The sequence below is a fragment of the Mesorhizobium sp. M0139 genome, assembly GCF_040322455.1.
Classification (GTDB): domain Bacteria; phylum Pseudomonadota; class Alphaproteobacteria; order Rhizobiales; family Rhizobiaceae; genus Mesorhizobium.
On sequence record NZ_JAMYTN010000006.1, the window covers coordinates 188,747 to 209,388 of the forward strand.

Sequence of the window (20,642 nt, forward strand, 5' to 3'; positions counted from 1 at the left end):
GAGTTTTCCAAGATGCATGGCGGCAAGGTCGAAGCCGTCTCGACGTCGCAAGAGACGCTCTTTGTCCTCCGTATTTTGCTGAAAGCGCGCCTGATCGCGGACCGTCAGCTCGGAACCTTTTTCCTCCAACGGCGCAGCTTTGTCCTGAGATAGGATCTATAGCCGAACGGAAGTGTTCGCCGTCCGGAAGGCGTGCTTGTCCGCGCCTCCAGACGCTGGCGCACGACCCTCATCAGTCTGCAGAACGCGGGTGTTTCCAATGATTGCACCCGTTTGACGAGATTGTCGGGCAATGGCTTTGAGCGCCAGTCGAAATAAGCCTCGTAGTCTTGCGGCGTTGCGATCAGGTGCTGGAGATAGGCTGCAAGATCGCTGGCGCTGGCGAAGGCACTGGCGTCAACAAAGGAGTGCTCCGGAACGAACTCGTCCACATTGGGAGCGCCAAGGTAGATCGGCACCGTGCCCGCCATGAACGCGTCATAGATTTTCTCGGTGACATAGTCGGCCTCGATCGAGTTCTCCATGGCCAGGCAGAATTTGTGCCGCGCAATGGTTTCGATCTTGGTCTTCGAGCCCAGATCGGGGCCAGAGACCGATCGGTTGTTGCGATATCGGCCATAAGAATCGATCTTGATGTGGCGCGCCAGTTCGTTCGCCAAATCGACACGGCCGCTATAATTCAGGCCGGCCGACTGGAAGAGTGCGACCGGCGCTTCTTCCGTTTTCGGCACGATTGGTCTGGCCAGCGCATCTTTCCACCACACCGCACGCGGAAGGTAGGGTACCCAGACATCGGACCGGGATTCATGCGTCATGATGATATCGAAGTGCCGCATGATTTTGGGGTCGGCAAGTCGCTTGTAGTTTTGGCCGCATTCCATCGACCAGGCGACCCAATATTGACCAGGGTATTTGTAGGCATCGCCAACTTCGCGAAAGTTCGGAATATGGAAGACGACTGCCGCGGCCTCGGAAATCCGTCGTTTGTCCAGTGTCCACCGCCCGGGCATTTCGCACTGTATCGACGCGATATCGACGGGTTTGCTGAAGAACGTTGTGTAGAAGAGGATCAGTGGATCGATAGACGGCATGGCACCACGAATGTCTGAAGCATTGCTCAATCTGCAGACAGACGCGGTATCGGAAGTTTGGTCAAGTGCTCCGCTTGTTCGAGGCCGAGGGCCGTCCAAACGGTCACCCCGCCGTATACCCGCCATCGATCGCGAAAATGCCGCCGCTGGTCCACGCCGCCTCGTCGCTGGCCAGATAGACGGCGATGCCGGCAAGATCGCTGGTCTGGCCGACGCGGCCGAGCGGGTAGCTGCGCTCGACATAGGTTTTCAGCTCGGCTTGCGCTGCCGCCGGCAGGTTGTCGATCGACTTGCGCCGCATGGCGGTGTCGACCGTGCCGGGCGCAATCGCATTGACCCTGATGCCGCGCGGACCAAGCTCGAAGGCCAGCGACTTGGTCAGCGAATTTAGCGCGCCCTTGGACAAGGAATACAGGCTCGACGGCCGCTTCGGGATCATCTTGTCGGCGAAGTAGGACGAGATATTGATGACGGAGGCGTTGGCGCCGAGATGCGGCAGCAGCCGCTGGGTAAGGAAGAACGCCGCCGTCACATTGAGCGCGAAGGATTGCTGGAATTGGTGCTCGGTGACGGTCTCGAAAGGCACCAGATAAGCGACGCCGGCATTGTTGACGAGGATGTCGAGCGGGCCGGTTGCTTTCGCGCGATCGACCACGGCATCGATGCCGGACGAGGTCGAGAGATCGGCCGACTGGGTGCCGACGTTGCCCGCCGCCGCAAGTGTCTCGCGGGCGGTCTCGAGCTTGCTGGTGTCGCGGCCGATGATCAGCACGTCGGCGCCCTCGCGCAAGAAAGCTTCCGATATGGCCAGGCCGATGCCGTCCGAGCCGCCGGTCACCAGTGCTCGCTTGCCAGAAAGTCTCATTGAAGGCCAAGTCGCATCGAATGCTCTCGCTGTTGCCCGCGTCACGAAGCAATGCCGATCGGCGAGGGCGGTCAAGCCGCCGGCCTATCGCTCAGTATGAACTTCGGTTGGCCGTGTGCCGATCCGGTTACCGCAGCAGCGACTGCGACGTCGGCGTCAGGCGCAAGGTTTCGGTCCGCCACGTCACATCGGCCGCTTGCCATTGGGGCGAAGCGGCAACTGCGGCTTCGTAACTGGCATGCGCCTCGGGACTGTCGAAACCCGTCACCGCGATAAAGACGTTTTCGCTCAAGCGCACCGGCAGGCGGGGAAAGCTGTTTTCAGCGTGCTCGGTGATGAAGGCGCCAAGCAACCGTCCGCCGGCGCCGATAAGGACCGGAACGGCGTCCGTTTCGAAATTGCCGGCGAAATCGGCTTCGGCGCCAGACCGCAGATGATGAATCTGGATGACAACAACACCGGTCAAGCGGTTGTCTGCGCTCAACTTTCCATCCGCCGGCATGGCGCCTCGCTGCGCGCCTGACAGATCGAAGCCGGCGCCTGGCCATGCCGGCTTCAAGAGCAGTACATCGTCGGAATCGATCATCGTCGCATTGGCGGCGTCGCGGTGCGCCGTCCACACCGGCCCGTCATAGAAGGCGGTGAGCGCCTGCTTCCGCGCTTCCATGCCATCGAAGCCGCGCAGCCAGACGAACATGTCGGGGCGGTCGAGGTCACGGAACTGTCCGATGATGGTCATGCCGGCGTGTTCCTGGCCTTCGATGAACCGACTGTCCAAGATGTCGATCAGCGTCTCGCGCCGGCCCGGCTTCAGCGTGTACTGCCGCAACTCGACGACAGGCGAAGCGAGCAGTTTTGCCGCCGCAGGCGCATTCAGGGGTACGGTCATTGTGTCGTCTCCAAAAAACAGGATGATCATCCGGTTTATAAAACAGACCGGTTGTCCTGTTTTGTCAATCTGCTATCGTTGGCAAATGTCAGCAGAGATTGCTCGGGCTCCGAAAGGGCCGCCGCGAAAACGCACCAACGATCCCGAAGGGCTGCGCAACAAGGTGCTCGATGTCGCCGAAGCGTCGTTCCAGGCGCGTGGCTATCATGCATCCGCTCTTGGCGAGTTGATGACGACCGCAGGCGTCAGCGGCGGCGCGCTGCATCATCATTTCCCGACGAAGAAGGCGCTAGCTCTCGCGGTGATCGAGGAGCGCGTGGCAGCGGCCCTCGATGAAACCTGGATCAACCCTGTACGGGCGGCAGGCTCGGCGCGCGAAGGCGTGCGCGCGGTGTTCGAGGCGGTGGCGACCGAGCTTGAGCAGCAAGGCTTCGTGCGCGGCTGTCCGCTCAACAATCTGGCGCATGAACTGTCGCTCGCTGACCCGCATTTCCGCGCCGCTTTGGCCGGCATCTTTGCCGGATGGCGTCAGGCGGTTGCCGACAAGGTGCGAGCCGACCAGCAGTCGGGGAGGGAGCAGGGCACCGACCCCGAGCGCTTTGCGGCACTCGCCATCGCCGCCTATTCCGGCGCCATGTCGATGGCCAAGGCGGCACAGGATGCCAGCGTGCTGCGCGATTGTCTGGCCGAACTTCAGGGCAGCTCAACGCCGCCATTCCCGAGCAGAGCGAAGCGGCGTCGCAGGATCCTGCTGCGGCCGGGAAAAGCTTGAGGCCGGAACTGCGCTGTTCTAGTCGGAAAGCGGCTTGATCGTCTCGTAACCGTTCACCGATTCCGCGCTGGTCCCTTCGTCGTAGCGCCGGGCGAGGGACGCCTGCAGATCGGGCGCATAAAGCGCGGTAAATGTGTCCAGCGTTTCGCCGGCGCCGTTCTTGAAGGTCTCCGTGACCGCCAGCACGTTGTATTTGCAGCCGCCGACGTTGAACGTCTCCTTGCCCTTGACGACCAGGCTCAGTGTCTTGGTGCTCTTCGGCTGCTTGTTCGGCGACAGCTCGACGAATTCGATCGTGCTCTTGGCTCCCGTCTTCAGCGGAAACAGTTTTCGCAGATCGGAAAACGGGATCGTCGCCACCCGTCCGGTATCGCTGTCGCGAAACACTTCGACCAGGCCGGCAAACAGGAACTGTGTCTGCGGCGATTGCGATTCGTAGGTGTTGGCAACGGAGACCATGCCGCCGGCCACCGGCCGAAACTCGCTGCGGACGCCGGGCATTTCCAGAACGAAGCCGGCCTTGGCCGATTTTGCGTCGACACAATCGGCGGCATGCACCGCAGCCGCCGGCAGCAACCCAGCCAGCACCACGCCTATCGAAAAGGCTCTCATGAAATCCTCCCCCTCTGCTTGTATTTGCTGCGCGCCAGCATGACCCAAGAAATGCCAGAGCCACAGTGCCGTGTCGACCTGCCATTCCTGGCAACTGGACGGTGGGGCGCCGGCTGTGCTGAATTTCAGGTCATGAATCGCAAGCTCGTCCTCTCCCGTCGCAATTTCCTCGCACAGGCAGCCGAACCTTACCATGGCTGGCATGCTGCCGCGCGCCGCGCTTGGCCAGACCGGCAAGCGCATCCAGCCCATCGACGCCACCTTTCTGTTCATCGCCGACGTCCATGCCTGCCGCATGTCGAGCGGCCTCAGCCCCAACTGCCTGGAGGAAGGCAAGACCGATGCCGCGCTGTTGCGCAATGTCGCTGTCCTCAATGGCTTGGCCGGCCGGCAATGGCCAGTCGAGATCGATGGCGTTGCAACCCGCCTGCGTTCGGCCGGCAGCCGCATCGATGCGCCGCTCGGCCTCGTTGTCGGCGGCGACATCACCGACGATGGCGGCGGCCAGATCACCGAGCCCAGCGAAGGCACGCAACTGTTGCAGTTCAGCCAGCGCTATCAACAAGGCGTCGGCCCGGACCGCGTGCACATGCCGGTCTATGTCGGGCTCGGCAACCACGATCTCGACCAGAACGGCTCGCCGCCCCATGTCGACTGGTATCGGCGTGAACTGCGCGACTATGTCGAGGTCAACCACCGCCCCGGCGTGTTCTTCAAGCCGCCGGTGCCGGCCACCGAATACGATGTCGACACCGACTGCTATTCCTGGGACTGGGGCGGCCTGCATCTCGTCCAGACCCACCGGTTTGCCGGCGACACCGGCCACGGCGCGGTGAGCAGCCTGCCGTGGCTGAAGCAGGATCTGGCGACCTACGCGGCGGATGGCCGTCCCGTCATCCTGTTCCAGCACTATGGCTGGGACACTTTCTCGGTCGAGCGCTGGGACCCGGCCAAGCGCACCTATGACGATGACGGCGCAGGCGCGCCGCATTGGTGGAGCGAGGCCGACCGCCAGGCGATGCTGGCGGCGCTGAAGGGCTACAATGTCATCGCCATCTTCCATGGCCATCAGCACGAAGTGCCGATGATCTACAAAAGCGATGGCCTCGACCTGTTCAAGCCGAAGGCTGCCTATTTGGGTGGCTTCGCGCTGGTGAGGGTAACCGGGGACAGCATGGACGTGGTGCTGGGCGAGGCGGCCGGCGACCACGGCGAGGTCAAGTTCACCAGCGCCTTCAGCAAAAGCCTCAGCCTCTGACAAGAAAAAGGCGGCCTTGAGCCGCCTTCCTCATTGCCTCCAAGATCGAATCAGAGCGCCTTTTTGATCTTGTCCTTCACGTCGCCATAGACCTTCTGCACCTTGCCGGCGGTCTTGTCGGCCGTGCCTTCGGCCTGGGTCTGCCTGTTGCCGGTCGCCTTGCCGCCGGCCTCCTTGACCGAGCCCTTGACCTGCTTGGCCACGCCGGCAACCTGATCCTTGTTCACCATCTTTACATCTCCTGGGATTCCGGGGATTCATTCGCAGGAGGCAAACGGGCCGGCTTGGCTTAGGTTCCCTGGGCGGCGATCATCGTCGCATCTGGTCGCTTATATGGTCGCCGAAACGCTTTGCCGCGTCGTATCGTGTGACTAGTGTGACGAAATTTTGGGGAGACCGCCTTGGCTGAATTTACGCTCATCATCGCCAACAAGTGCTTTTCGTCCTGGTCGCTGAGGCCATGGGTGGCGATGAAGCATCTGGAGATCCCGTTCGAGGAAGGTTTCGTGCGCCTGCGCACGCCCGAAACCTTTGCCGCTCTGGCGAAAGTCTCGCCCACCGGCCTTGTGCCAGTGTTGAATCACAATGGCAGGATTGTCTGGGAAACCCTTGCCATCCTTGAATATCTGGCCGACCTGTTTCCGGAGAAAAAACTTTGGCCGCAGGATATCGGCGCCCGCGCCTTGGCTCGCTCGGTGGCGACCGAGATGCATTCCGGCTTTCGCGAGGTGCGCTATGGCTGGCCGATGAATTTGCGCCGGCCGAAGGGCCACAAGCCGCTCGACGCCGAAGGCGAAATGCAGCGCGCGCGCATCGAAACGATCTGGCGCCAGTGCCGGGAACAATACGGCAAAGGCGGCCCCTTCCTGTTCGGTCATTTCACCGCGGCCGATGCCATGTATGCACCTGTCGTCACCCGCTTCGACACCTATGGCGGCAAGCTCGCGCCCGACACGCGCGCCTACGTCGACGCCGTGTTGGCAACGCCGGCGATGCGGCACTGGTATGCGGAAGCAGCGAAGGAGACTTGGCCGGAACCCGGCCCGGACGAATAGGACCACTAATGACATCACGGTGAGTGACCGATGGCCAGCAATGATGGACCGCGTGAGACTACCGCGCCAACAATCTTCCACTGCCGGCTGATCCCGCCTCGGCCGGACTTCGCCTTCACCCTGACGGAGGAGGAGAGGGAGTTGATGGGCCGGCATGCCGACTATCTGCGCGGCAAGCTTGCCGAGGGCGCCATGATCCTGGCCGGGCCGGTCGCCGACCCGGCCGGCCCTTGGGGTCTGCTGATCCTGCGTGTCGGCAGCGAAGCCGAGGCAAGAGCGGTCACCGACGGCGATCCGGTGTCGAGCTCCGGCCGCGGTTTCCACTACGAGATCCTGCCGCTGATCAGCGCGATCCTGTAGGCGAGCGTAAGTTTATGGATGTGAAACGGTTTTCACTTGGGAATTGTGTCAGACAACGGCACATACAAGAACGCCTCTCGCACCGTTTAATGTGCGGGAGGCGTTCTTTTGCCAGCATTACCGAGATTGTTCTCTGAATTGCTGACATCACGGAAATGCGCCGGCTTGCGATTGGTTCCGGGGCGTGGAATATTTTTTGGAACGCCTTGCGCTCCGCCACCTCGTCAGTTGAGGCTTATGCCTCAGGCACCCTCAGGTTGAATTTGGGCTCCGGCCAAACCAGAAATTGACTCGGCGCTAAAAGAAGTCTATAAGAAACATGTCGATATTTGTTTGACCGACTTTTGTTATCCGCGCATGATGCGCGCCTTTGACGAACTTCCCCATCAAAAATCGAGACAAAACGCTGTTGTGCAGTCGCACGATGGTGAACGAATATTTGCCAGGGAAAGGGTTCTTCATGGCCACCGGCACAGTGAAATGGTTCAACGCCACCAAAGGTTTTGGTTTTATTCAGCCTGACGACGGCTCCGCCGACGTTTTCGTCCACATCTCGGCCGTAGAGCGCGCCGGCATGCGTGACATCGTCGAGGGTCAGAAGCTCGGCTACGAGATGACCCGCGACAACAAGTCGGGCAAGATGTCCGCCGACCAGTTGAAGGCGGCCTGATAAGGAATTCGGCCTTCCGGTGACCACGGATGTACTGGCACCGATGAAAGGCTGAAAGGAGCGCCTTGCGCATCCAACTGGATGCGCGGCGCTTTCATGGAAGGTCAGGCGGTGCCTGGCCTTTTTCATTTTGTGCGTCATGCCGCTAAAAGTGCGCCGCACGCCGGCCGGAACGTGCTAAGGGACGCTCCAGCAATCTGAACCGCCCATACTGCCCCGCTGCCGTATTGCTTTGGTCGTAATCGAAGGCCTCTCTCGCTCTATCGGCACCAGGCTCCCGACAGGAGAAAGTTTTGACCACTCAATCGAAGACCGCCGAACAGGCCGGCTCGCTGTTCAGCAAGACGCAAACCCAGTCGATGTCACTCAACCGCATCCTGTCCGAGCGTGATGCCGTCAGCGAGGCGCGCGAAGCCAAGACCGCGCGCTTGCGCGAACTGCGCAAGGAAAAGGAAGCCGACGACATGGCAGCGGCCGCAGCCCTTGCGGCGCTGCCGAAGCGGGCAGGCAAACGCTGATGGCCACCAAGCGCGTACCGCCGACGCCGATCGATGCCGATGCGACCATAGCGTCCATGGTCCCGGGCCTGGACAAGCCGGTCGAATATGTCCGCCGTGTGCTGGAAAAGCTCGAGCGCTGCAAGCGCGCGCATGGCGATGCCCAGGTGCGCGTCGGCGTGCGCGGCCGTGCCGAAGCCCCGAACTATCTGGTCGAATATGTCCGCGAGGACAAAAAGACCCAGGAGCGCGTGACCTACCAGGATGCCGCCTATAGCGGCAGCACGCATCGCGAACTGGCGGCGCACCACATTGCCGAGGCGAGGAACTGGTCGCCCGAGGAAATGAACATCACAGCGGTCTCGGCGCTGATCGGCCGCTTGCGCAATCCGCGCGCACCATCATCCCGCTTTTCCGACGAGGACTGACATGGCCATAAAGTTTTCCACCAAGGATCAGCCGGCAGCGCCGGCTGCTGCCACTGCAAAGCAGGCCAAGCCCGCTGCCGCGCCAAAGGCCGCCGAGGCCACAGAGGCTGCGACCGACCTGTTCAAGTCGCCGGCGGACGCGCCGAAGGGCAAGAAGAAGAAATAGCGCCTTGCCGCAAGATGCCGGTCGTCGGTCCATAGCGCCTGCCGGCCTGGCTGGCGCCACCGACTTTTTGTCTGGCGACGAGGACGCCGGCGCGGCCGCAATCTTCGATTGCCAGAGCTGCGGCGCCTGCTGCTCCTACTCGGCCGAATGGCCGCGCTTCTCGACCGAGGACGATGCGCAACTTGACCGGATTCCGGAAAAGTTCGTGTCCGCCGACCTGTCCGGGATGCGCTGCGAGGGCGTGCGCTGTTCGGCGCTTACGGGCGAGATCGGCAAGCACACGGCCTGCGGCATCTACGAGATCCGCCCGGACGTCTGCCACGCCTGCATGCCTGGCGGCGACGATTGCCTGATGGCGCGCAAGGCGCACGGGATGCCAACGATCTAGCCGACGCCCACCTTGCCTCATCCCACATCCCCCGATAGCTTCCACCACGGGCAGGGCGTTGGAGGAACCATGAGCATCGAATTCCTGTTGACGTCGCTGATCGTCGTGGCTTCGCCCGGCACCGGCGTTCTCTACACGCTGAGCGCCGGGCTTTCGCGAGGCGCGCGCGCCTCGATCACTGCTGCATTCGGCTGCACGCTTGGCATCATCCCGCATATGGCCGCCGCCATCACCGGCCTGGCGGCGCTGCTGCACACAAGTGCTGTCGCCTTCGAGACGCTGAAATATCTCGGCGTCGCCTATCTCCTCTACATGGCCTGGAACACGCTGAACGAGAAGGGCGGCCTGAGCGTCGATGAAAACGCGGCACCCCGCTCGGCAGCCAAGGTCATCACCTCCGGTATCCTGATCAACATCCTGAACCCGAAGCTGTCGATCTTCTTCTTTGCCTTCCTGCCGCAATTCGTCAGCACGACCGAACCGAACGCATTTGCCAAGATGCTCGAACTCTCGAGCGTCTTCATGCTGCTGACCTTCGTCGTCTTCGTCGCTTACGGCATCTTTGCCGCCTCGATCCGCAGCCATGTCGTGTCGCGGCCGATGGTGCTGACCTGGATGCGCCGCACCTTCGCCGGCGCCTTTGTCATGCTCGGCGCCAAGCTGGCGCTGGCTGATCGATAGAACAGGAGCTGCCAGGCCTCGGCCTACTCTTCGTCGGTTCCGGGTCCGGTCCGGATGCCTAGACGCCAGGCCGAGGGCGGAAGGCCGATCATCTTCTTGAAGGCGCGGCTGAACGCTGCCTCGGATTCGTAGCCGATTTCAGCGGCGATGCTGGCCATGTTGCTGGAGCCGGCGCTGAGCAGCTCCGAGGCGATCTGCATGCGCCATTTGGCGAGATAATGCATTGGCGGCATGCCGACCAGCCTGGTGAAGCGTTCCGCGAGCACGCTGCGCGACAGCGCGGAGTCTTTCGCCAGCGCCTCCACCGTCCAGTTATGCGCCGGCCGGTCGTGGATCAGCGCCAGCGCCCTCGCCAGGTGCGGATCGCGCAGGCCAGCCAGCCATCCCGTGGTTTGTGGCGGCAGCGATTCCAAGTAACGGCGCAACACGTCGACAAACATCAGTTCGCTCAGTTTGGTGAGCACCGTTTCACTGCCTGCGCGCTTTTGCGCCACCTCCGTGACAGCCAGGTTGATGAACTGGCTGAGCCAGCCGCCATCGCCTTTGGCATCTTCGGCCTTGATCACCGGCGGCAAAGCCTCGAGCAGTGGATTGAAAGGCTGTGCATCACAGGCGAGATAGCCGCAAACCAGCCTGGCCGAGGCCGCGCCGTCGCCGGCGCAGTTGATGTAAAACGGCATCCGGCCGGCTGTTGCGATGTCGAGAACGTCGGCTGTCGGCGGATCGGCGCGCAACGCCGGATTGCTGGACATAATGTGCGGGTCGCTCCTGGTGAAGACGACGACTTCGCCGGCTTCCAGCGCGATCGCTTCCTGGCCGATGATGCGCGCGAAGCAGCGACCGGCCGTTACCACATGGTAGGAGATCAGATGGTCCGCACCGGGCAGGATCTTCGGCAGGATGGACGATGGCGCCGGCGAACAGACGGCCCACGGCTCGTGGCCCTCAATGTCAAAAAACGTCGCGCCGGTAAGGCGTACCGTCCTCAACAGGTCAGACAGAGCATCCCCGGCCATTCCGTTTCGTCCCGCACCCGGCTAGCCGGTGAGCCATCCCTTTCGAGTTCCGGACGCGCTGTCAAGCGAGGCGGACGCCGTATCATTCAGTTCGCGGCCAGAACTCCTAAACCTGCACCGGTGCTCAAGCGCTGCCGAGAGTGGGCGCTGAGTGCTGTCGAAACCAACCAGGGACAAAAGTCATGACGGTACATAAGGGCGGGTGTTTTTGCGGCGCCGTGGAAATCGAAGTGCACGGAGCCGCCGAGGCAATGGGCTATTGCCATTGCGGTTCGTGTCGATCGTGGTCGGCGTCTCCCGTGAACGCCTTCACGCTGTGGAAGCCTCAGAACGTCAAGGTCACCAGGGGCGCGGAGTTCCTGTCCGGGTTCGAGAAGACCGAAATGAGCGATCGCCAGTTCTGCACGAAATGCGGTGGTCATCTGATGACCGTTCATCCGCCGCTCGGCCTGGTCGATGTCTATGCGGCAACCATACCAGGCGTGAAATTCACGCCTGGGGTTCACGTCAACTACGCTGAGACCGTGCTGCCGATGAAGGACGGGCTGCCCAAGCTCAGGGACTTTCCGGCTGAGCTCGGCGGCTCCGGCATCGCGGTGCCGGAATAAGGCCCGGCCACTGCTCGCCATTTTTGACAACGACAATTCAAGACAGGAGATTGTTCATGGAAATCGCAACATTTCGCGCCACGCAGGAGCCGATCAAGGATCTCTATCGCAGGGATTCAAAGGCCGCGTTCCTCACCTTGAAAGCCAAGGGCGTCGCCGACGCGTCCACCGTGACCTGCAAGGTCGAGACCGGACGCGGGCTGGCGCTTGCCGGCATTCATCCGATGGCCGGGGGCAGCGGCCAGGAACTGTGCTCCGGCGACATGCTGCTGGAGGCGCTGATCGCATGCGCCGGTGTCTCGATGCGCGCGGCGGCGGCCGTGCTCGAAATTCCGATCAGGTCCGCCGAAGTTTCCGCGGAAGGTGACGTCGATCTTCGCGGCACGCTCGGCGTGACTGCGGGTGTTCCAGTCGGCTTCAAGGAAATCCGCTTGCGGTTCGACATCGACACCGACGCTCCCCAAAGTCAGCTCGACCAACTGCTCGAACTCACGGATCGCTATTGCGTGATCTTCCAGACCATCCAGAACAGTCCCAGCACCACGGTGAAGCTGCACCGCGTCATCCAGTGACCAGAAAACCGGCCCGGAAACTCGACTTGAGCGAGATTCCGGGCTGGGAACGGGAGTGCCGTATCGGGCAACGCTTCTATCCCTTGACGTAACCCATCGCCTCGACGATCAGCCCGTCCGCGACACGCATCAGGTTGACGCCGCGGAGGGAGTTGCCGTCGGCCATGAAGTAGCGCCAGCGGATCGTCGCCCGTTCACCGGCGACGAAGGTTTCCTCGAGGTCGAAGCGCGTGCCGGGCTGGGTGGCGATCGCCGACCATAGGTCAATGCATGCCTCTTTGCCGGCATGGCGGGCGCCGTCCGGCGCCGGCACGGTGTTTTCGATAACGCAATCCTGCGCCACCAACTCGGCAAGCGCGGACGGATCGTGCAACTGGAACACATCGTTGAAGCGACGCATGATCTCGGCCGTCTGGCTAGAGTGGTCGCCCGGATGAATGCTCGTGATGCTGTCCTGGCTCATCTCATACCTCCTGGTTTTCATTGTTCCGTGGCAGTGGTGGCGGCCAGCTCGGCCTTGAGGGTGATGGTTGTAACGCCGGCCAAAGCGCGAGAGACAAGGCAGGTCGTCTTCGCCGTCTCCGCCATACGCTGGAATTCGGCAGGCTGAAGGCCGGGAATCTCTGCTTCCGTTTCGAGCTCGATGCGGGTGATCGTCGGCCCGGCGGCGGTCGCGCCGAGATGCACCTTGGCGACGGTGCGGATGGTGCGGGCGACGTGGCCTTCCTGGCCGAGGATGAAGGTCAGCGCCATCGAGAAGCAGCCGGCATGTGCTGCCCCGATCAGCTCTTCGGGATTGGTGCCCGGACCGTCCTCGAACCGCGACGGAAAGGAATAGGCGCCTTCGAAGACGCCGCTGCCAAGCCGCAGACGGCCGCCGCCTTCCTTCAGCGTGCCTTGCCATTCTGCGGAAGCTTCACGGATGGTCATGGTCGTTCTCCTGATTCGGGGTTGAAAAGCGGGCAATTGGGTCAGGCGCAGTCGATGACAACCTTCCCGAACACGTCGCCCTGCTGGAAGTGGCGGTACGCTTCGGGGGCTTCGGCAAAGGGGAAGACCCTGTCGACAACGGGCTTGAGGCGATGCTGCGACACGGCGCGCAGCATGGCCTCAAGATTGCTGCGGCTGCCGACGAACAGGCGGCTGATGGTGGCGAGGCTGCGCTGATAAAGCGCTGCCGGCATCTCGATCGATCTGCCACTGGCGTCCTGCAGCGTCAGCAGCACGATGTGTCCATAAAGCGTGCTGGCAATCAGCGACTGCGCGAAGGTGGCCGGGCCGCCGGTTTCGACGACGAGGTCGACTCCGCCTGTCTGCTCGCGCGCCCAGCCGCCCCATTCCGGTATGTCGGTGCTGGAGACAACGAGGTCGGCGCCCAGCGCCCGCAGCCTGTCGGCCTTCTCCGCGCGCGATGTGATGGCGACAACCCGGCAGCCGAGCAACTTGGCGAACTGCAGAGCAAACAGCGAAACGCCACCCGAACCGATGGTGAGAACCCATTGACCAGGCTTCGGAATCCGGGTCCCGGTCACCGCGTTCCAGGCCGTCACGCCGGCGCAGGTCAGCGTCGCCGCTTCGTGCCAGCTCAGATGATCGGGCAGTCGCGCCGCCCATTGTTCGTCGAGCACGGCAAACTCAGTCAGCATGCCGTCAAGCGTACAGCCGAGCTGGTCGATCAGACCGGCATTGATGCGGCCATCGATCCAGCGGGCGAAGTAGCTGCCGGTGACGCGGTCGCCGACGGCAAAACGGGTGACGGCATCGCCGATTGCGACGACGTCACCGGCTCCGTCGCTCAGCGGCACGATGCCTTGCCGCGCCGGCAAGGGATAGGTGCCGCCAAGGATCATCGTGTCGCGCCGATTGAGCGAGGCGGCGCGGACTCGCACCACGATCTCATGCGGTTTCGGTTCCGTCCGCGCCTCGTCGCGCATCGCCAGGGATTCGGTTCCACCAAACCCTTCGAGACGGTAGCTGCGCATGTCACTCTCCTTAATAGTATATAGACTGATCCACATATTATATAGACCGATTGTCATATTCTTGGCAAGGCCTATAATGCGTCACTGCTGACAGAGGTTGACATGGCCAACGACACCCGCACCCGCATACTCGAGACCACAGGCCTGTTGCTCAGGCAGCGCGGCTATCACGGCACCTCGCTCAACGACATTCTGGGCGCCAGCGGGGCGCCGCGCGGCTCGCTCTATTTTCATTTCCCAGGCGGCAAGGACCAACTGGTCATCGAGGTGACGCGCAACAGCGTTGCCGACGTCACGAAAAGGCTGGGCGAAGCACTGGCAGCCGAGAGCGATCCTGCAGTGGCCGTCCATCACATCTACCAGTCGGTCGGGCGCATGCTGGAGGACAATGATTTTTCGCTGGGTTGCCCCATCGCGCCGGTGGTGCTGGATTCACCCACCGATGTGCCGGAACTGGCGGAACTCTGCCGATCGGCTTTCGAGCAATGGATCGGCTTGCTGCGACAGGCCTTTGTCAGGGCAGGAGTGCCCGAACGCCGGGCGCATGCCCTGGCACTGCTGGTCGAATCCTCGCTGGAAGGGCTGATGGTGATTGCGAGGGCCACCCGCGATCGTGGCCCGGTGCTGGTGGTGGCCGACGAGGTCGCGGCGCTTGTCGAGCAGGCGGTGCTTGCAGGCAAGGTTGCGCGGCAGGCGGACAGCGCCGCCTAACCATCCGCTTTCCAAAACAAAAAGGGCGCCTCTCGGCGCCCTTTCCGTATGCATAAGCCAGATAGCTTGGATTAGAAATCCATGCCGCCCATGCCGCCCATGCCGCCGCCGCCCATGCCGCCAGGCATGCCGCCGCCAGCAGACTCCTTCTTGGGGGCCTCCGCGATCATGGCTTCGGTGGTGACGAGCAGGCCGGCGACCGAAGCCGCGTCCTGGAGAGCGGTGCGAACGACCTTGACCGGGTCGACGATGCCCATGGCGATCATGTCGCCATACTCGCCGGTCTGGGCGTTGTAGCCGTAGGTCGCGCCCTTGTTGTCGAGGATCTTGCCGGCAACGATCGAAGCTTCAGCACCTGCGTTCGAAGCGATCTGACGGGCCGGAGCCTGCAGTGCACGACGAACGATGTTGATGCCGGCAGCCTGGTCGGCATTGACGCCGGTGACCTTGATGTTGGCCGAAGCGCGCAGCAGTGCGACGCCGCCGCCTGCAACGATGCCTTCTTCCACGGCCGCGCGGGTCGCGTTGAGGGCGTCATCGACGCGGTCCTTCTTTTCCTTGACTTCGACTTCCGTCGCGCCGCCGACACGGATCACCGCAACGCCGCCGGCGAGCTTCGCCAGACGTTCCTGCAGCTTCTCCTTGTCGTAGTCCGACGTGGTCTCTTCGATCTGCTGCTTGATCTGGGCAACGCGGCCCTGGATCTCGGCCTTCTTGCCTGCGCCGTCGACGATGGTGGTGTTCTCCTTGGAGATCGACACCTTCTTGGCGCGGCCGAGCATGTTGAGGCCGACATTCTCGAGCTTGATGCCGAGGTCTTCCGAGATGACCTGGCCACCGGTGAGAATGGCGATGTCTTCCAGCATGGCCTTGCGGCGATCACCGAAGCCCGGCGCCTTGACGGCGGCGATCTTCAGGCCGCCACGCAGCTTGTTGACGACCAGCGTGGCCAGGGCCTCGCCTTCGACGTCTTCCGAGATGATGAGCAGCGGCTTGGAGGTCTGCACGACGGCTTCGAGAACCGGCAGCATGGCCTGGAGGTTGGAGAGCTTCTTCTCGTGCAGGAGGATGTAGACGTCCTCGAGCTCGGCAACCATCTTGTCGGCGTTGGTGACGAAGTACGGCGAGAGATAGCCGCGGTCGAACTGCATGCCTTCGACGACTTCCAGCTCGGTCTCGGCGGTCTTGGCTTCTTCAACCGTGATGACGCCTTCATTGCCGACCTTCTGCATCGCTTCGGCGATCATGGCGCCGACCGACTCGTCGCCATTGGCCGAGATCGTGCCGACCTGGGCAACTTCCTCGGAGGTCTTGATCTTCTTGGCAGCCTTGCCGAGAGCCGCGACGACTTCGGTCACGGCCAGGTCGATGCCGCGCTTCAGGTCCATCGGGTTCATGCCGGCGGCAACCGCCTTGTGGCCTTCCTGGACGATCGACTGCGCCAGGACGGTCGCGGTCGTGGTGCCGTCGCCGGCGATGTCGTTGGTCTTCGAAGCAACTTCGCGGACCATCTGCGCGCCCATGTTCTCGAACTTGTCTTCAAGCTCGATTTCCTTCGCGACGGTGACGCCGTCCTTGGTGATGCGCGGTGCGCCGAACGACTTGTCGATGACGACGTTGCGGCCCTTGGGGCCGAGCGTGACCTTCACCGCGTCGGCGAGGATGTTGACGCCGCGCAGCATGCGCTCGCGGGCGTCGCGGGAGAATTTTACGTCTTTAGCAGCCATTTTTTAGCTCCTGGCAGGGGGCTTGCGATCAAGCCCGAAATTAGTTGACGGTGAGGCCGATAATCAGCCGATGATGCCCATAATGTCGGATTCCTTCATGATCAGAAGGTCTTCGCCATTGAGCTTGACTTCGGTGCCCGACCACTTGCCGAACAGGATGCGGTCGCCAGCCTTGACGTCCAGCGGGACCAGCTTGCCGGCTTCGTCGCGAGCGCCGGAGCCGACAGCGATGATCTCGCCTTCCTGCGGCTTTTCCTTTGCCGTATCCGGGATGATGATCCCGCCGGCGGTCTTGGATTCGGATTCGACCCGGCGTACGACCACGCGGTCATGAAGCGGGCGGAACTTCGACTTTGCCATTTTTTCTTCCTCGAATGAGAACGGTGAGAGCTGTTCCTCGATCCGGCGGTGCCGGATGTGCGTTAGCACTCACCTGGGGAGAGTGCTAACGTCGCGCTGAAATAAGCGCGTGGCTTTCGAGAGTCAAGGCGAACGGTGAGCACAATTGTGCCAATTGGAGCCGTGCCGCGATCCGACGGCAGACCCTACCGCCGCCGCGGCGATTCAAGCACCAGAAGCGGGCATCGTTCCGCCAGCCCATAAGCCCCTGTCGGTGCGAGGCGGACACTGTCAAAAAACCGGCTCGCCTCTTCGACCAGCGTCGCCGCCGGGGCGAAACTGTAGACAGTCTGCGAATTCGCATAGACATCGATGGTGCCGATGACCGGCATCTCCCATCCGGTCGTGGCGGCAAGGGCCTCCCGGTCGGCAAACAGCGCATCGAAGGCATCGAGGATCGCCCGCACCGGAATGGCGCGGTTGGGATCGCTGCCGGCACAAGCCATGGCAATGCGCCATTTGAGTTCGTGGAAGGTCGCGACACCACCGGAAAGCGTCAGCGCCCGGACCTCCTGCAGATCATCCTGTACCTGAGGACTTGCATAGGCGCGCAATGCAGCCCGCCCACCGGACTTCAGCACACGCGCGATCTCGGCAAGCAGCGCCTGCCGTGCAACCGAGGAGTCCAGCGCCGACAGGCAGCCGTCGCCGATCACCGCCCCGGCGCTTTCGTCGCCCAGCGGCAACTCCAGCCAGTTGCCGATCACCGCCTTGCGTGAGGCGGTATCGCCCGGCCAGATGCCCGATATCATGGCAGTGGACTCGTCGATCGCGAGCATGGTCCTTCCGAGGCCGGCAAGCTCCGGCGTGACCCCGAGCAGCACCACATCGACCGATTGCAGGCTAAGTTCGCGCTCATAGGCGGCGACAGCTTCCGGGGGCGGACACAGCGGCGACCCGAGAAGCCGCCAGTGACGGCGAATTGCGTCCCAATGCTCAGTCATGCGGAACGGTTTGGGGAAAGGCTGGACATATTTCCTTCCAGGCTGTTGGTTGCCTTGCGAGTTACCTCATGCATGGAAAGGCCATGGCCCGCATTGCCGTCATAACGCATGAATTTGACCGCTTCCAGAGCCGGCGGGGCCTCCTGCTGCGCCAGGACAGCCCCTACATGCTGTTCGACGTCCTGGCGGAGCTGAAACGGCGCGGTCACTCCGTGCAGATCATGCGTGGACCCTCGGCAAGTCATAACGCCGATATTGCCGTCCTGCATGTCGACGCGACAGTGACGCCATCGGACTATGTCGACTACGCGCGCGGATTTCCGATTTGTCTCAATCTTGGTGCGACCGACATTTCCAAGCGCCGCATCAGCGGTGCGATCCTCGAGGAGGGTGCCAACTGGAGCGGCCAGGTCATCGTCAAGAGCAACCTCAATCATTGGGGGACGCCCGAGGAGCAGCTCAACCGAAAATCCGTTCGCGCCGGCAAGGCAGTGCCTTTCCCGGGCGCGCAGACCTTCGACCGTTATCAGGTGCATGCCTCGCTGGCCGATGTGGCGCCGGAGATTTTCAGGCGTGCCGACCTGATCGTGGAAAAATTCATTCCCGAAATCGAGCCCGACGGGTTTGCGGCGCGGTTCTGGATATTCTGCGGCGATCGGGAGCGCTGCACCCGCTATGTCTCGCCACAGCGCCTGGTCAAGGGCGACGACACCATCCGCCGGGAGCCGGTTGCGGTTCCCGACGAATTGCGCGCCCTGCGTCGGAAGCTGGGCTTCGACTATGGCAAATTCGACTTTGTCGTGCATGAGGGCAGGGCCGTGCTGCTCGATGCCAACAAGACCCCGGGTCGCGCCAGAAACCTGTCGAAGATCGTCGCCGCCGGCGCCGCCAACCTGGCCGACGGCTTCGAAAACCTCATCCACCCGACCGGACGGGGTCGAATCGGGCGCTAGAGAAACAGTCCCAACTGCGTATGGATGATCGACCGGTAGTCCTCGATGGTGTGGCGGCTTTCCTCCTGGTCCTGGGTCAGCGCCATGCGCACGACGCCGCCGGCCAGCTGGAAGATCAGGAAAACCATACGGCCGAACTCATTGCGTCGCTCTGGCGCGAGAAAGGGGCCGACATGGTCGCAGAACATCGTCGCCTGGTGCCGGGTTTCGGCGATGTCGAGATTCTTCAGCGCCTTGTCAGCCTGGATGGCGTTTTGCAGGTCCTGAATGGCGGGGTCGCCGGCGACGCGCTCATAGTAGTCGTCGAGCAGCCGGTCGGCCGCAGCGATAACGTCGCTCAGCCCGCCGACGTCGGCAACGATCGCGGCAAGCCGGGCGCGGCTCACTTCGGAGAATCGCTCGTAGAGCATCGCCAGGATCGCCGACTTGTTGGGGAAGTAATGATAGACGGTGGCGATCGGCCCGCCGGCCTGTGCGCCGACTTCCTTCATGGTGACGGCGTCGATGCCTTTCTCGCCGATCAGCCGCATGGTCGTCGACAGGATGGCGTCGATGCGCTCGCGGCTGCGCTCCTGTTTGGGCCTGCGCCTCGGTTCGGTCGTCATCTGCACTGCTTCGTTCATGCCGCCATCCTCTCGATCGCCCAGACCATTCGATCGCCAAGACCATCCCCAGCCTTGTTGGTGCCAAGTCCCGCTACTGATTGACAAACGAATATGATCGAGTATCAGTTTCTAAATGCTGACAGACTGTCAGTTTTTTTGCCGCCAGGCAAGGACGTTGGGAGGCGACCGTGACTTCTGCTGGTAACGCCGATGCCGGGAACGGCGACTGGCTGGTCGGCAACCCGACTGGGGCGCAGCTCGCCTCGGCATTGTGGATCGGCTCGGTCGGCCTGCTGATTCTCGGGCTGCAGCCGGTGCTTCTCGGCGCGCTCTACACCGAAGGACATGTCAGCGGTGACGAACTCGCGCTGGTGGCCACGGTCGAGATGATCGCCATAGGCATCGGATCGGCGGTCATCGCCATGATGCTGTCCGCCCACAATATGCGCTCGAAAAGTGCCTGCCTTTTGCTCTTGCTGGCGCTGGCTAACTGCGCGACCGCCTATGCGCTGACCTCGACCTCGCTGATTGCCGCCCGCGCGGTGGCGGGCCTCGCCGAGGGTGGGCTGGTGGCGGTCGCCACGGAACTGATCGCCCGTTCGCGCCGGGCCGAGCGCATCGGCGGCTTCTTCGTCACCCTTCAGACCCTGGCGCAATGCGCCCTTGCCCTGCTGCTGGCGCTTTACGTCATCCCGGCCGCCGGATCGGCAGGCGGCTTCATCGTCCTTGCCGTCGTCTGCATCGCTTCGGTGGCGGTCGCCTTCATCGTCCCCGATAGCTATGCCGACCTGCCCAAGGAGGAACAGTTCAGCAATGTGCTGACCGTTCCTTCGCTTGCCGCTTTGCTGTGCGTCTTCTGCTACTTTATGTTCTTCGGCTCGGTCTGGGCGTTTCTCGAGCCGCTTGGCGCACAATACGGCATCGATGGCCGCAGCGTCGGCCTGATCGTCTCGGCCAGCCTCGCATTGCAGGTGCTGGGCGCAATGACGGCTACCGTCTTCGAGGCGCGTATCGACTACCGCTTCGCCATCGTGGCGATCGGCGTGGTCGCCGTCGCCAGTTCCGTGGTGCTCGCCGGCAGCCCCGGCCTGACGGTTTTCTGGGTCGCGGCCTTGATCATGGGCTTCATCCTTCTGTTCATCGTGCCCTATCAGATCCGGCTGGCGATCACCGCCGACGAGACGCGCACGGCCGTGCTTCTGGTGCCGGCGGCCCAGCTTTTCGGCCTGGCGATCGGCCCGGTCGCGGCATCGCTGCTGATCGACGGCAAGGATTTTCGGCCGGTGCCGGAATTTGCCGCCGCCAGTGCTGCGGCCAGCGTCGTGCTGCTCGGCCTGTTCGTCCTGATCGCACGGCGCCGCCGCGCCATCGCCTGAGACACGACCGGGGGAGC

Annotated in this window: 27 protein-coding genes and 1 pseudogene; 15 read left to right on the top strand and 13 right to left on the bottom strand. The window is 62.7% G+C overall.

Features of this window, described 5'->3' with window-relative positions; translation table 11 throughout:
• Nucleotides 1-104: 104 nt before the first annotated feature.
• The 3 genes from NKJ58_RS12450 to NKJ58_RS12460 form a co-directional block, all read right to left on the bottom strand.
• On the bottom strand, nucleotides 105-1,190 hold the full coding sequence (locus NKJ58_RS12450; protein WP_352519818.1) for a glycosyltransferase family 10 domain-containing protein: 1,086 nt from the start codon (nucleotides 1,188-1,190) through the stop codon (nucleotides 105-107).
• 4 nt (nucleotides 1,191-1,194) lie between these two features.
• Nucleotides 1,195-1,956: an SDR family NAD(P)-dependent oxidoreductase gene (locus NKJ58_RS12455; protein WP_352519819.1), complete on the bottom strand. Its 762-nt coding sequence runs from the start codon at nucleotides 1,954-1,956 to the stop codon at nucleotides 1,195-1,197.
• A 127-nt stretch (nucleotides 1,957-2,083) separates the two neighbouring features.
• Entirely contained in the window at nucleotides 2,084-2,845 is a 762-nt protein-coding gene (locus tag NKJ58_RS12460; RefSeq protein WP_352853195.1) for an NIPSNAP family protein, read from the bottom strand.
• A gap of 85 nt (nucleotides 2,846-2,930) precedes the next feature.
• Here NKJ58_RS12460 and NKJ58_RS12465 point away from each other — a divergent pair, with 85 nt between their 5' ends.
• A complete protein-coding gene (locus NKJ58_RS12465; protein WP_352519821.1) occupies nucleotides 2,931-3,617 on the top strand; it encodes a TetR/AcrR family transcriptional regulator in 687 nt (228 codons plus the stop codon).
• Nucleotides 3,618-3,635: 18 nt separating this feature from the next.
• On the opposite strand, the gene NKJ58_RS12470 is transcribed toward NKJ58_RS12465, so the two are convergent.
• Nucleotides 3,636-4,229 (bottom strand): hypothetical protein, encoded by a 594-nt coding sequence (locus tag NKJ58_RS12470; protein ID WP_023750509.1) that lies wholly within the window; start codon nucleotides 4,227-4,229, stop codon nucleotides 3,636-3,638.
• Between the two features lie 132 nt (nucleotides 4,230-4,361).
• Between NKJ58_RS12470 and NKJ58_RS12475 the strand changes: the two are divergent.
• Nucleotides 4,362-5,487, top strand: a pseudogene (locus tag NKJ58_RS12475) (metallophosphoesterase).
• A 50-nt stretch (nucleotides 5,488-5,537) separates the two neighbouring features.
• On the opposite strand, the gene NKJ58_RS12480 reads toward NKJ58_RS12475, so the two are convergent.
• Nucleotides 5,538-5,717 carry a CsbD family protein gene (locus tag NKJ58_RS12480; RefSeq protein ID WP_023671498.1) on the bottom strand — a complete coding sequence of 60 codons (180 nt, stop codon included), beginning with the start codon at nucleotides 5,715-5,717 and terminating at the stop codon, nucleotides 5,538-5,540.
• 171 nt (nucleotides 5,718-5,888) lie between these two features.
• On the opposite strand from NKJ58_RS12480, the gene NKJ58_RS12485 reads away from it, so the two are divergent.
• The 8 genes from NKJ58_RS12485 (at nucleotide 5,889) to NKJ58_RS12520 (ending at nucleotide 9,732) form a co-directional block, all read left to right on the top strand.
• Entirely contained in the window at nucleotides 5,889-6,542 is a 654-nt protein-coding gene (locus NKJ58_RS12485; RefSeq protein ID WP_023684314.1) for a glutathione S-transferase family protein, read from the top strand.
• Nucleotides 6,543-6,572: 30 nt separating this feature from the next.
• On the top strand, nucleotides 6,573-6,902 hold the full coding sequence (locus tag NKJ58_RS12490) for a YciI family protein (RefSeq protein WP_352519825.1): 330 nt from the start codon (nucleotides 6,573-6,575) through the stop codon (nucleotides 6,900-6,902).
• Between the two features lie 460 nt (nucleotides 6,903-7,362).
• Nucleotides 7,363-7,572: a cold-shock protein gene (locus NKJ58_RS12495; protein ID WP_023671502.1), complete on the top strand. Its 210-nt coding sequence runs from the start codon at nucleotides 7,363-7,365 to the stop codon at nucleotides 7,570-7,572.
• Between the two features lie 293 nt (nucleotides 7,573-7,865).
• Nucleotides 7,866-8,090 carry a hypothetical protein gene (locus tag NKJ58_RS12500; RefSeq protein ID WP_023712741.1) on the top strand — a complete coding sequence of 75 codons (225 nt, stop codon included), beginning with the start codon at nucleotides 7,866-7,868 and terminating at the stop codon, nucleotides 8,088-8,090.
• Nucleotides 8,090-8,497 carry a hypothetical protein gene (locus NKJ58_RS12505; RefSeq protein ID WP_023671504.1) on the top strand — a complete coding sequence of 136 codons (408 nt, stop codon included), beginning with the start codon at nucleotides 8,090-8,092 and terminating at the stop codon, nucleotides 8,495-8,497. Before NKJ58_RS12500 ends, NKJ58_RS12505 begins: the two co-directional genes overlap by 1 nt.
• Nucleotide 8,498: 1 nt before the next feature.
• A complete protein-coding gene (locus NKJ58_RS12510; protein ID WP_023705711.1) occupies nucleotides 8,499-8,663 on the top strand; it encodes a hypothetical protein in 165 nt (54 codons plus the stop codon).
• A gap of 4 nt (nucleotides 8,664-8,667) precedes the next feature.
• A complete protein-coding gene (locus NKJ58_RS12515) occupies nucleotides 8,668-9,051 on the top strand; it encodes a YkgJ family cysteine cluster protein (protein ID WP_023709379.1) in 384 nt (127 codons plus the stop codon).
• Nucleotides 9,052-9,120: 69 nt separating this feature from the next.
• The gene (locus NKJ58_RS12520) at nucleotides 9,121-9,732 is read left to right on the top strand and encodes a LysE family translocator (protein WP_023671507.1); all 612 of its coding nucleotides are present in this window, start codon (nucleotides 9,121-9,123) and stop codon (nucleotides 9,730-9,732) included.
• 23 nt (nucleotides 9,733-9,755) lie between these two features.
• On the opposite strand, the gene NKJ58_RS12525 is transcribed toward NKJ58_RS12520, so the two are convergent.
• The gene (locus tag NKJ58_RS12525; protein ID WP_352853196.1) at nucleotides 9,756-10,748 is read right to left on the bottom strand and encodes an AraC family transcriptional regulator; all 993 of its coding nucleotides are present in this window, start codon (nucleotides 10,746-10,748) and stop codon (nucleotides 9,756-9,758) included.
• Nucleotides 10,749-10,930: 182 nt separating this feature from the next.
• On the opposite strand from NKJ58_RS12525, the gene NKJ58_RS12530 reads away from it, so the two are divergent.
• Nucleotides 10,931-11,356, top strand: coding sequence for a GFA family protein (locus NKJ58_RS12530; RefSeq protein ID WP_023734267.1), 426 nt, complete (start codon nucleotides 10,931-10,933; stop codon nucleotides 11,354-11,356).
• Between the two features lie 56 nt (nucleotides 11,357-11,412).
• Complete coding sequence (locus NKJ58_RS12535) at nucleotides 11,413-11,928, top strand: OsmC family protein (RefSeq protein ID WP_352853197.1); 516 nt, start codon at nucleotides 11,413-11,415, stop codon at nucleotides 11,926-11,928.
• Nucleotides 11,929-12,004: 76 nt separating this feature from the next.
• On the opposite strand, the gene NKJ58_RS12540 is transcribed toward NKJ58_RS12535, so the two are convergent.
• Genes NKJ58_RS12540 through NKJ58_RS12550 form a run of 3 tightly spaced genes read right to left on the bottom strand, consistent with a single transcriptional unit; the run spans nucleotide 12,005 to nucleotide 13,910 of the window.
• A complete protein-coding gene (locus NKJ58_RS12540; RefSeq protein ID WP_352543697.1) occupies nucleotides 12,005-12,391 on the bottom strand; it encodes a nuclear transport factor 2 family protein in 387 nt (128 codons plus the stop codon).
• Between the two features lie 17 nt (nucleotides 12,392-12,408).
• Nucleotides 12,409-12,858, bottom strand: coding sequence for an OsmC family peroxiredoxin (locus NKJ58_RS12545; RefSeq protein WP_023697708.1), 450 nt, complete (start codon nucleotides 12,856-12,858; stop codon nucleotides 12,409-12,411).
• A 41-nt stretch (nucleotides 12,859-12,899) separates the two neighbouring features.
• A complete protein-coding gene (locus NKJ58_RS12550) occupies nucleotides 12,900-13,910 on the bottom strand; it encodes a zinc-dependent alcohol dehydrogenase family protein (RefSeq protein WP_023697707.1) in 1,011 nt (336 codons plus the stop codon).
• 102 nt (nucleotides 13,911-14,012) lie between these two features.
• Between NKJ58_RS12550 and NKJ58_RS12555 the strand changes: the two genes are divergently transcribed.
• Nucleotides 14,013-14,621 carry a TetR/AcrR family transcriptional regulator gene (locus NKJ58_RS12555; protein ID WP_023697706.1) on the top strand — a complete coding sequence of 203 codons (609 nt, stop codon included), beginning with the start codon at nucleotides 14,013-14,015 and terminating at the stop codon, nucleotides 14,619-14,621.
• A gap of 71 nt (nucleotides 14,622-14,692) precedes the next feature.
• Here NKJ58_RS12555 and groL read toward each other — a convergent pair whose 3' ends face one another.
• From groL to NKJ58_RS12570, 3 genes are all read right to left on the bottom strand, one after another.
• Nucleotides 14,693-16,348, bottom strand: a complete 1,656-nt coding sequence (gene groL, locus NKJ58_RS12560) for a chaperonin GroEL (protein ID WP_023709705.1) — start codon at nucleotides 16,346-16,348, stop codon at nucleotides 14,693-14,695.
• A gap of 63 nt (nucleotides 16,349-16,411) precedes the next feature.
• Nucleotides 16,412-16,708, bottom strand: a complete 297-nt coding sequence (gene groES / locus NKJ58_RS12565; protein ID WP_006203049.1) for a co-chaperone GroES — start codon at nucleotides 16,706-16,708, stop codon at nucleotides 16,412-16,414.
• 185 nt (nucleotides 16,709-16,893) lie between these two features.
• Nucleotides 16,894-17,691: a class I SAM-dependent methyltransferase gene (locus tag NKJ58_RS12570; protein ID WP_352853199.1), complete on the bottom strand. Its 798-nt coding sequence runs from the start codon at nucleotides 17,689-17,691 to the stop codon at nucleotides 16,894-16,896.
• An 83-nt stretch (nucleotides 17,692-17,774) separates the two neighbouring features.
• On the opposite strand from NKJ58_RS12570, the gene NKJ58_RS12575 reads away from it, so the two are divergent.
• Nucleotides 17,775-18,644 carry a hypothetical protein gene (locus tag NKJ58_RS12575; RefSeq protein ID WP_352853201.1) on the top strand — a complete coding sequence of 290 codons (870 nt, stop codon included), beginning with the start codon at nucleotides 17,775-17,777 and terminating at the stop codon, nucleotides 18,642-18,644.
• Here NKJ58_RS12575 and NKJ58_RS12580 read toward each other — a convergent pair.
• Complete coding sequence (locus NKJ58_RS12580) at nucleotides 18,641-19,267, bottom strand: TetR/AcrR family transcriptional regulator (protein ID WP_023712752.1); 627 nt, start codon at nucleotides 19,265-19,267, stop codon at nucleotides 18,641-18,643. The two genes, NKJ58_RS12575 and NKJ58_RS12580, sit on opposite strands and share 4 nt — an antisense overlap.
• 170 nt (nucleotides 19,268-19,437) lie before the next feature.
• Here NKJ58_RS12580 and NKJ58_RS12585 point away from each other — a divergent pair, with 170 nt between their 5' ends.
• A complete protein-coding gene (locus tag NKJ58_RS12585) occupies nucleotides 19,438-20,625 on the top strand; it encodes an MFS transporter (RefSeq protein ID WP_352853203.1) in 1,188 nt (395 codons plus the stop codon).
• The last annotated feature ends 17 nt before the right edge of the window (nucleotides 20,626-20,642 follow it).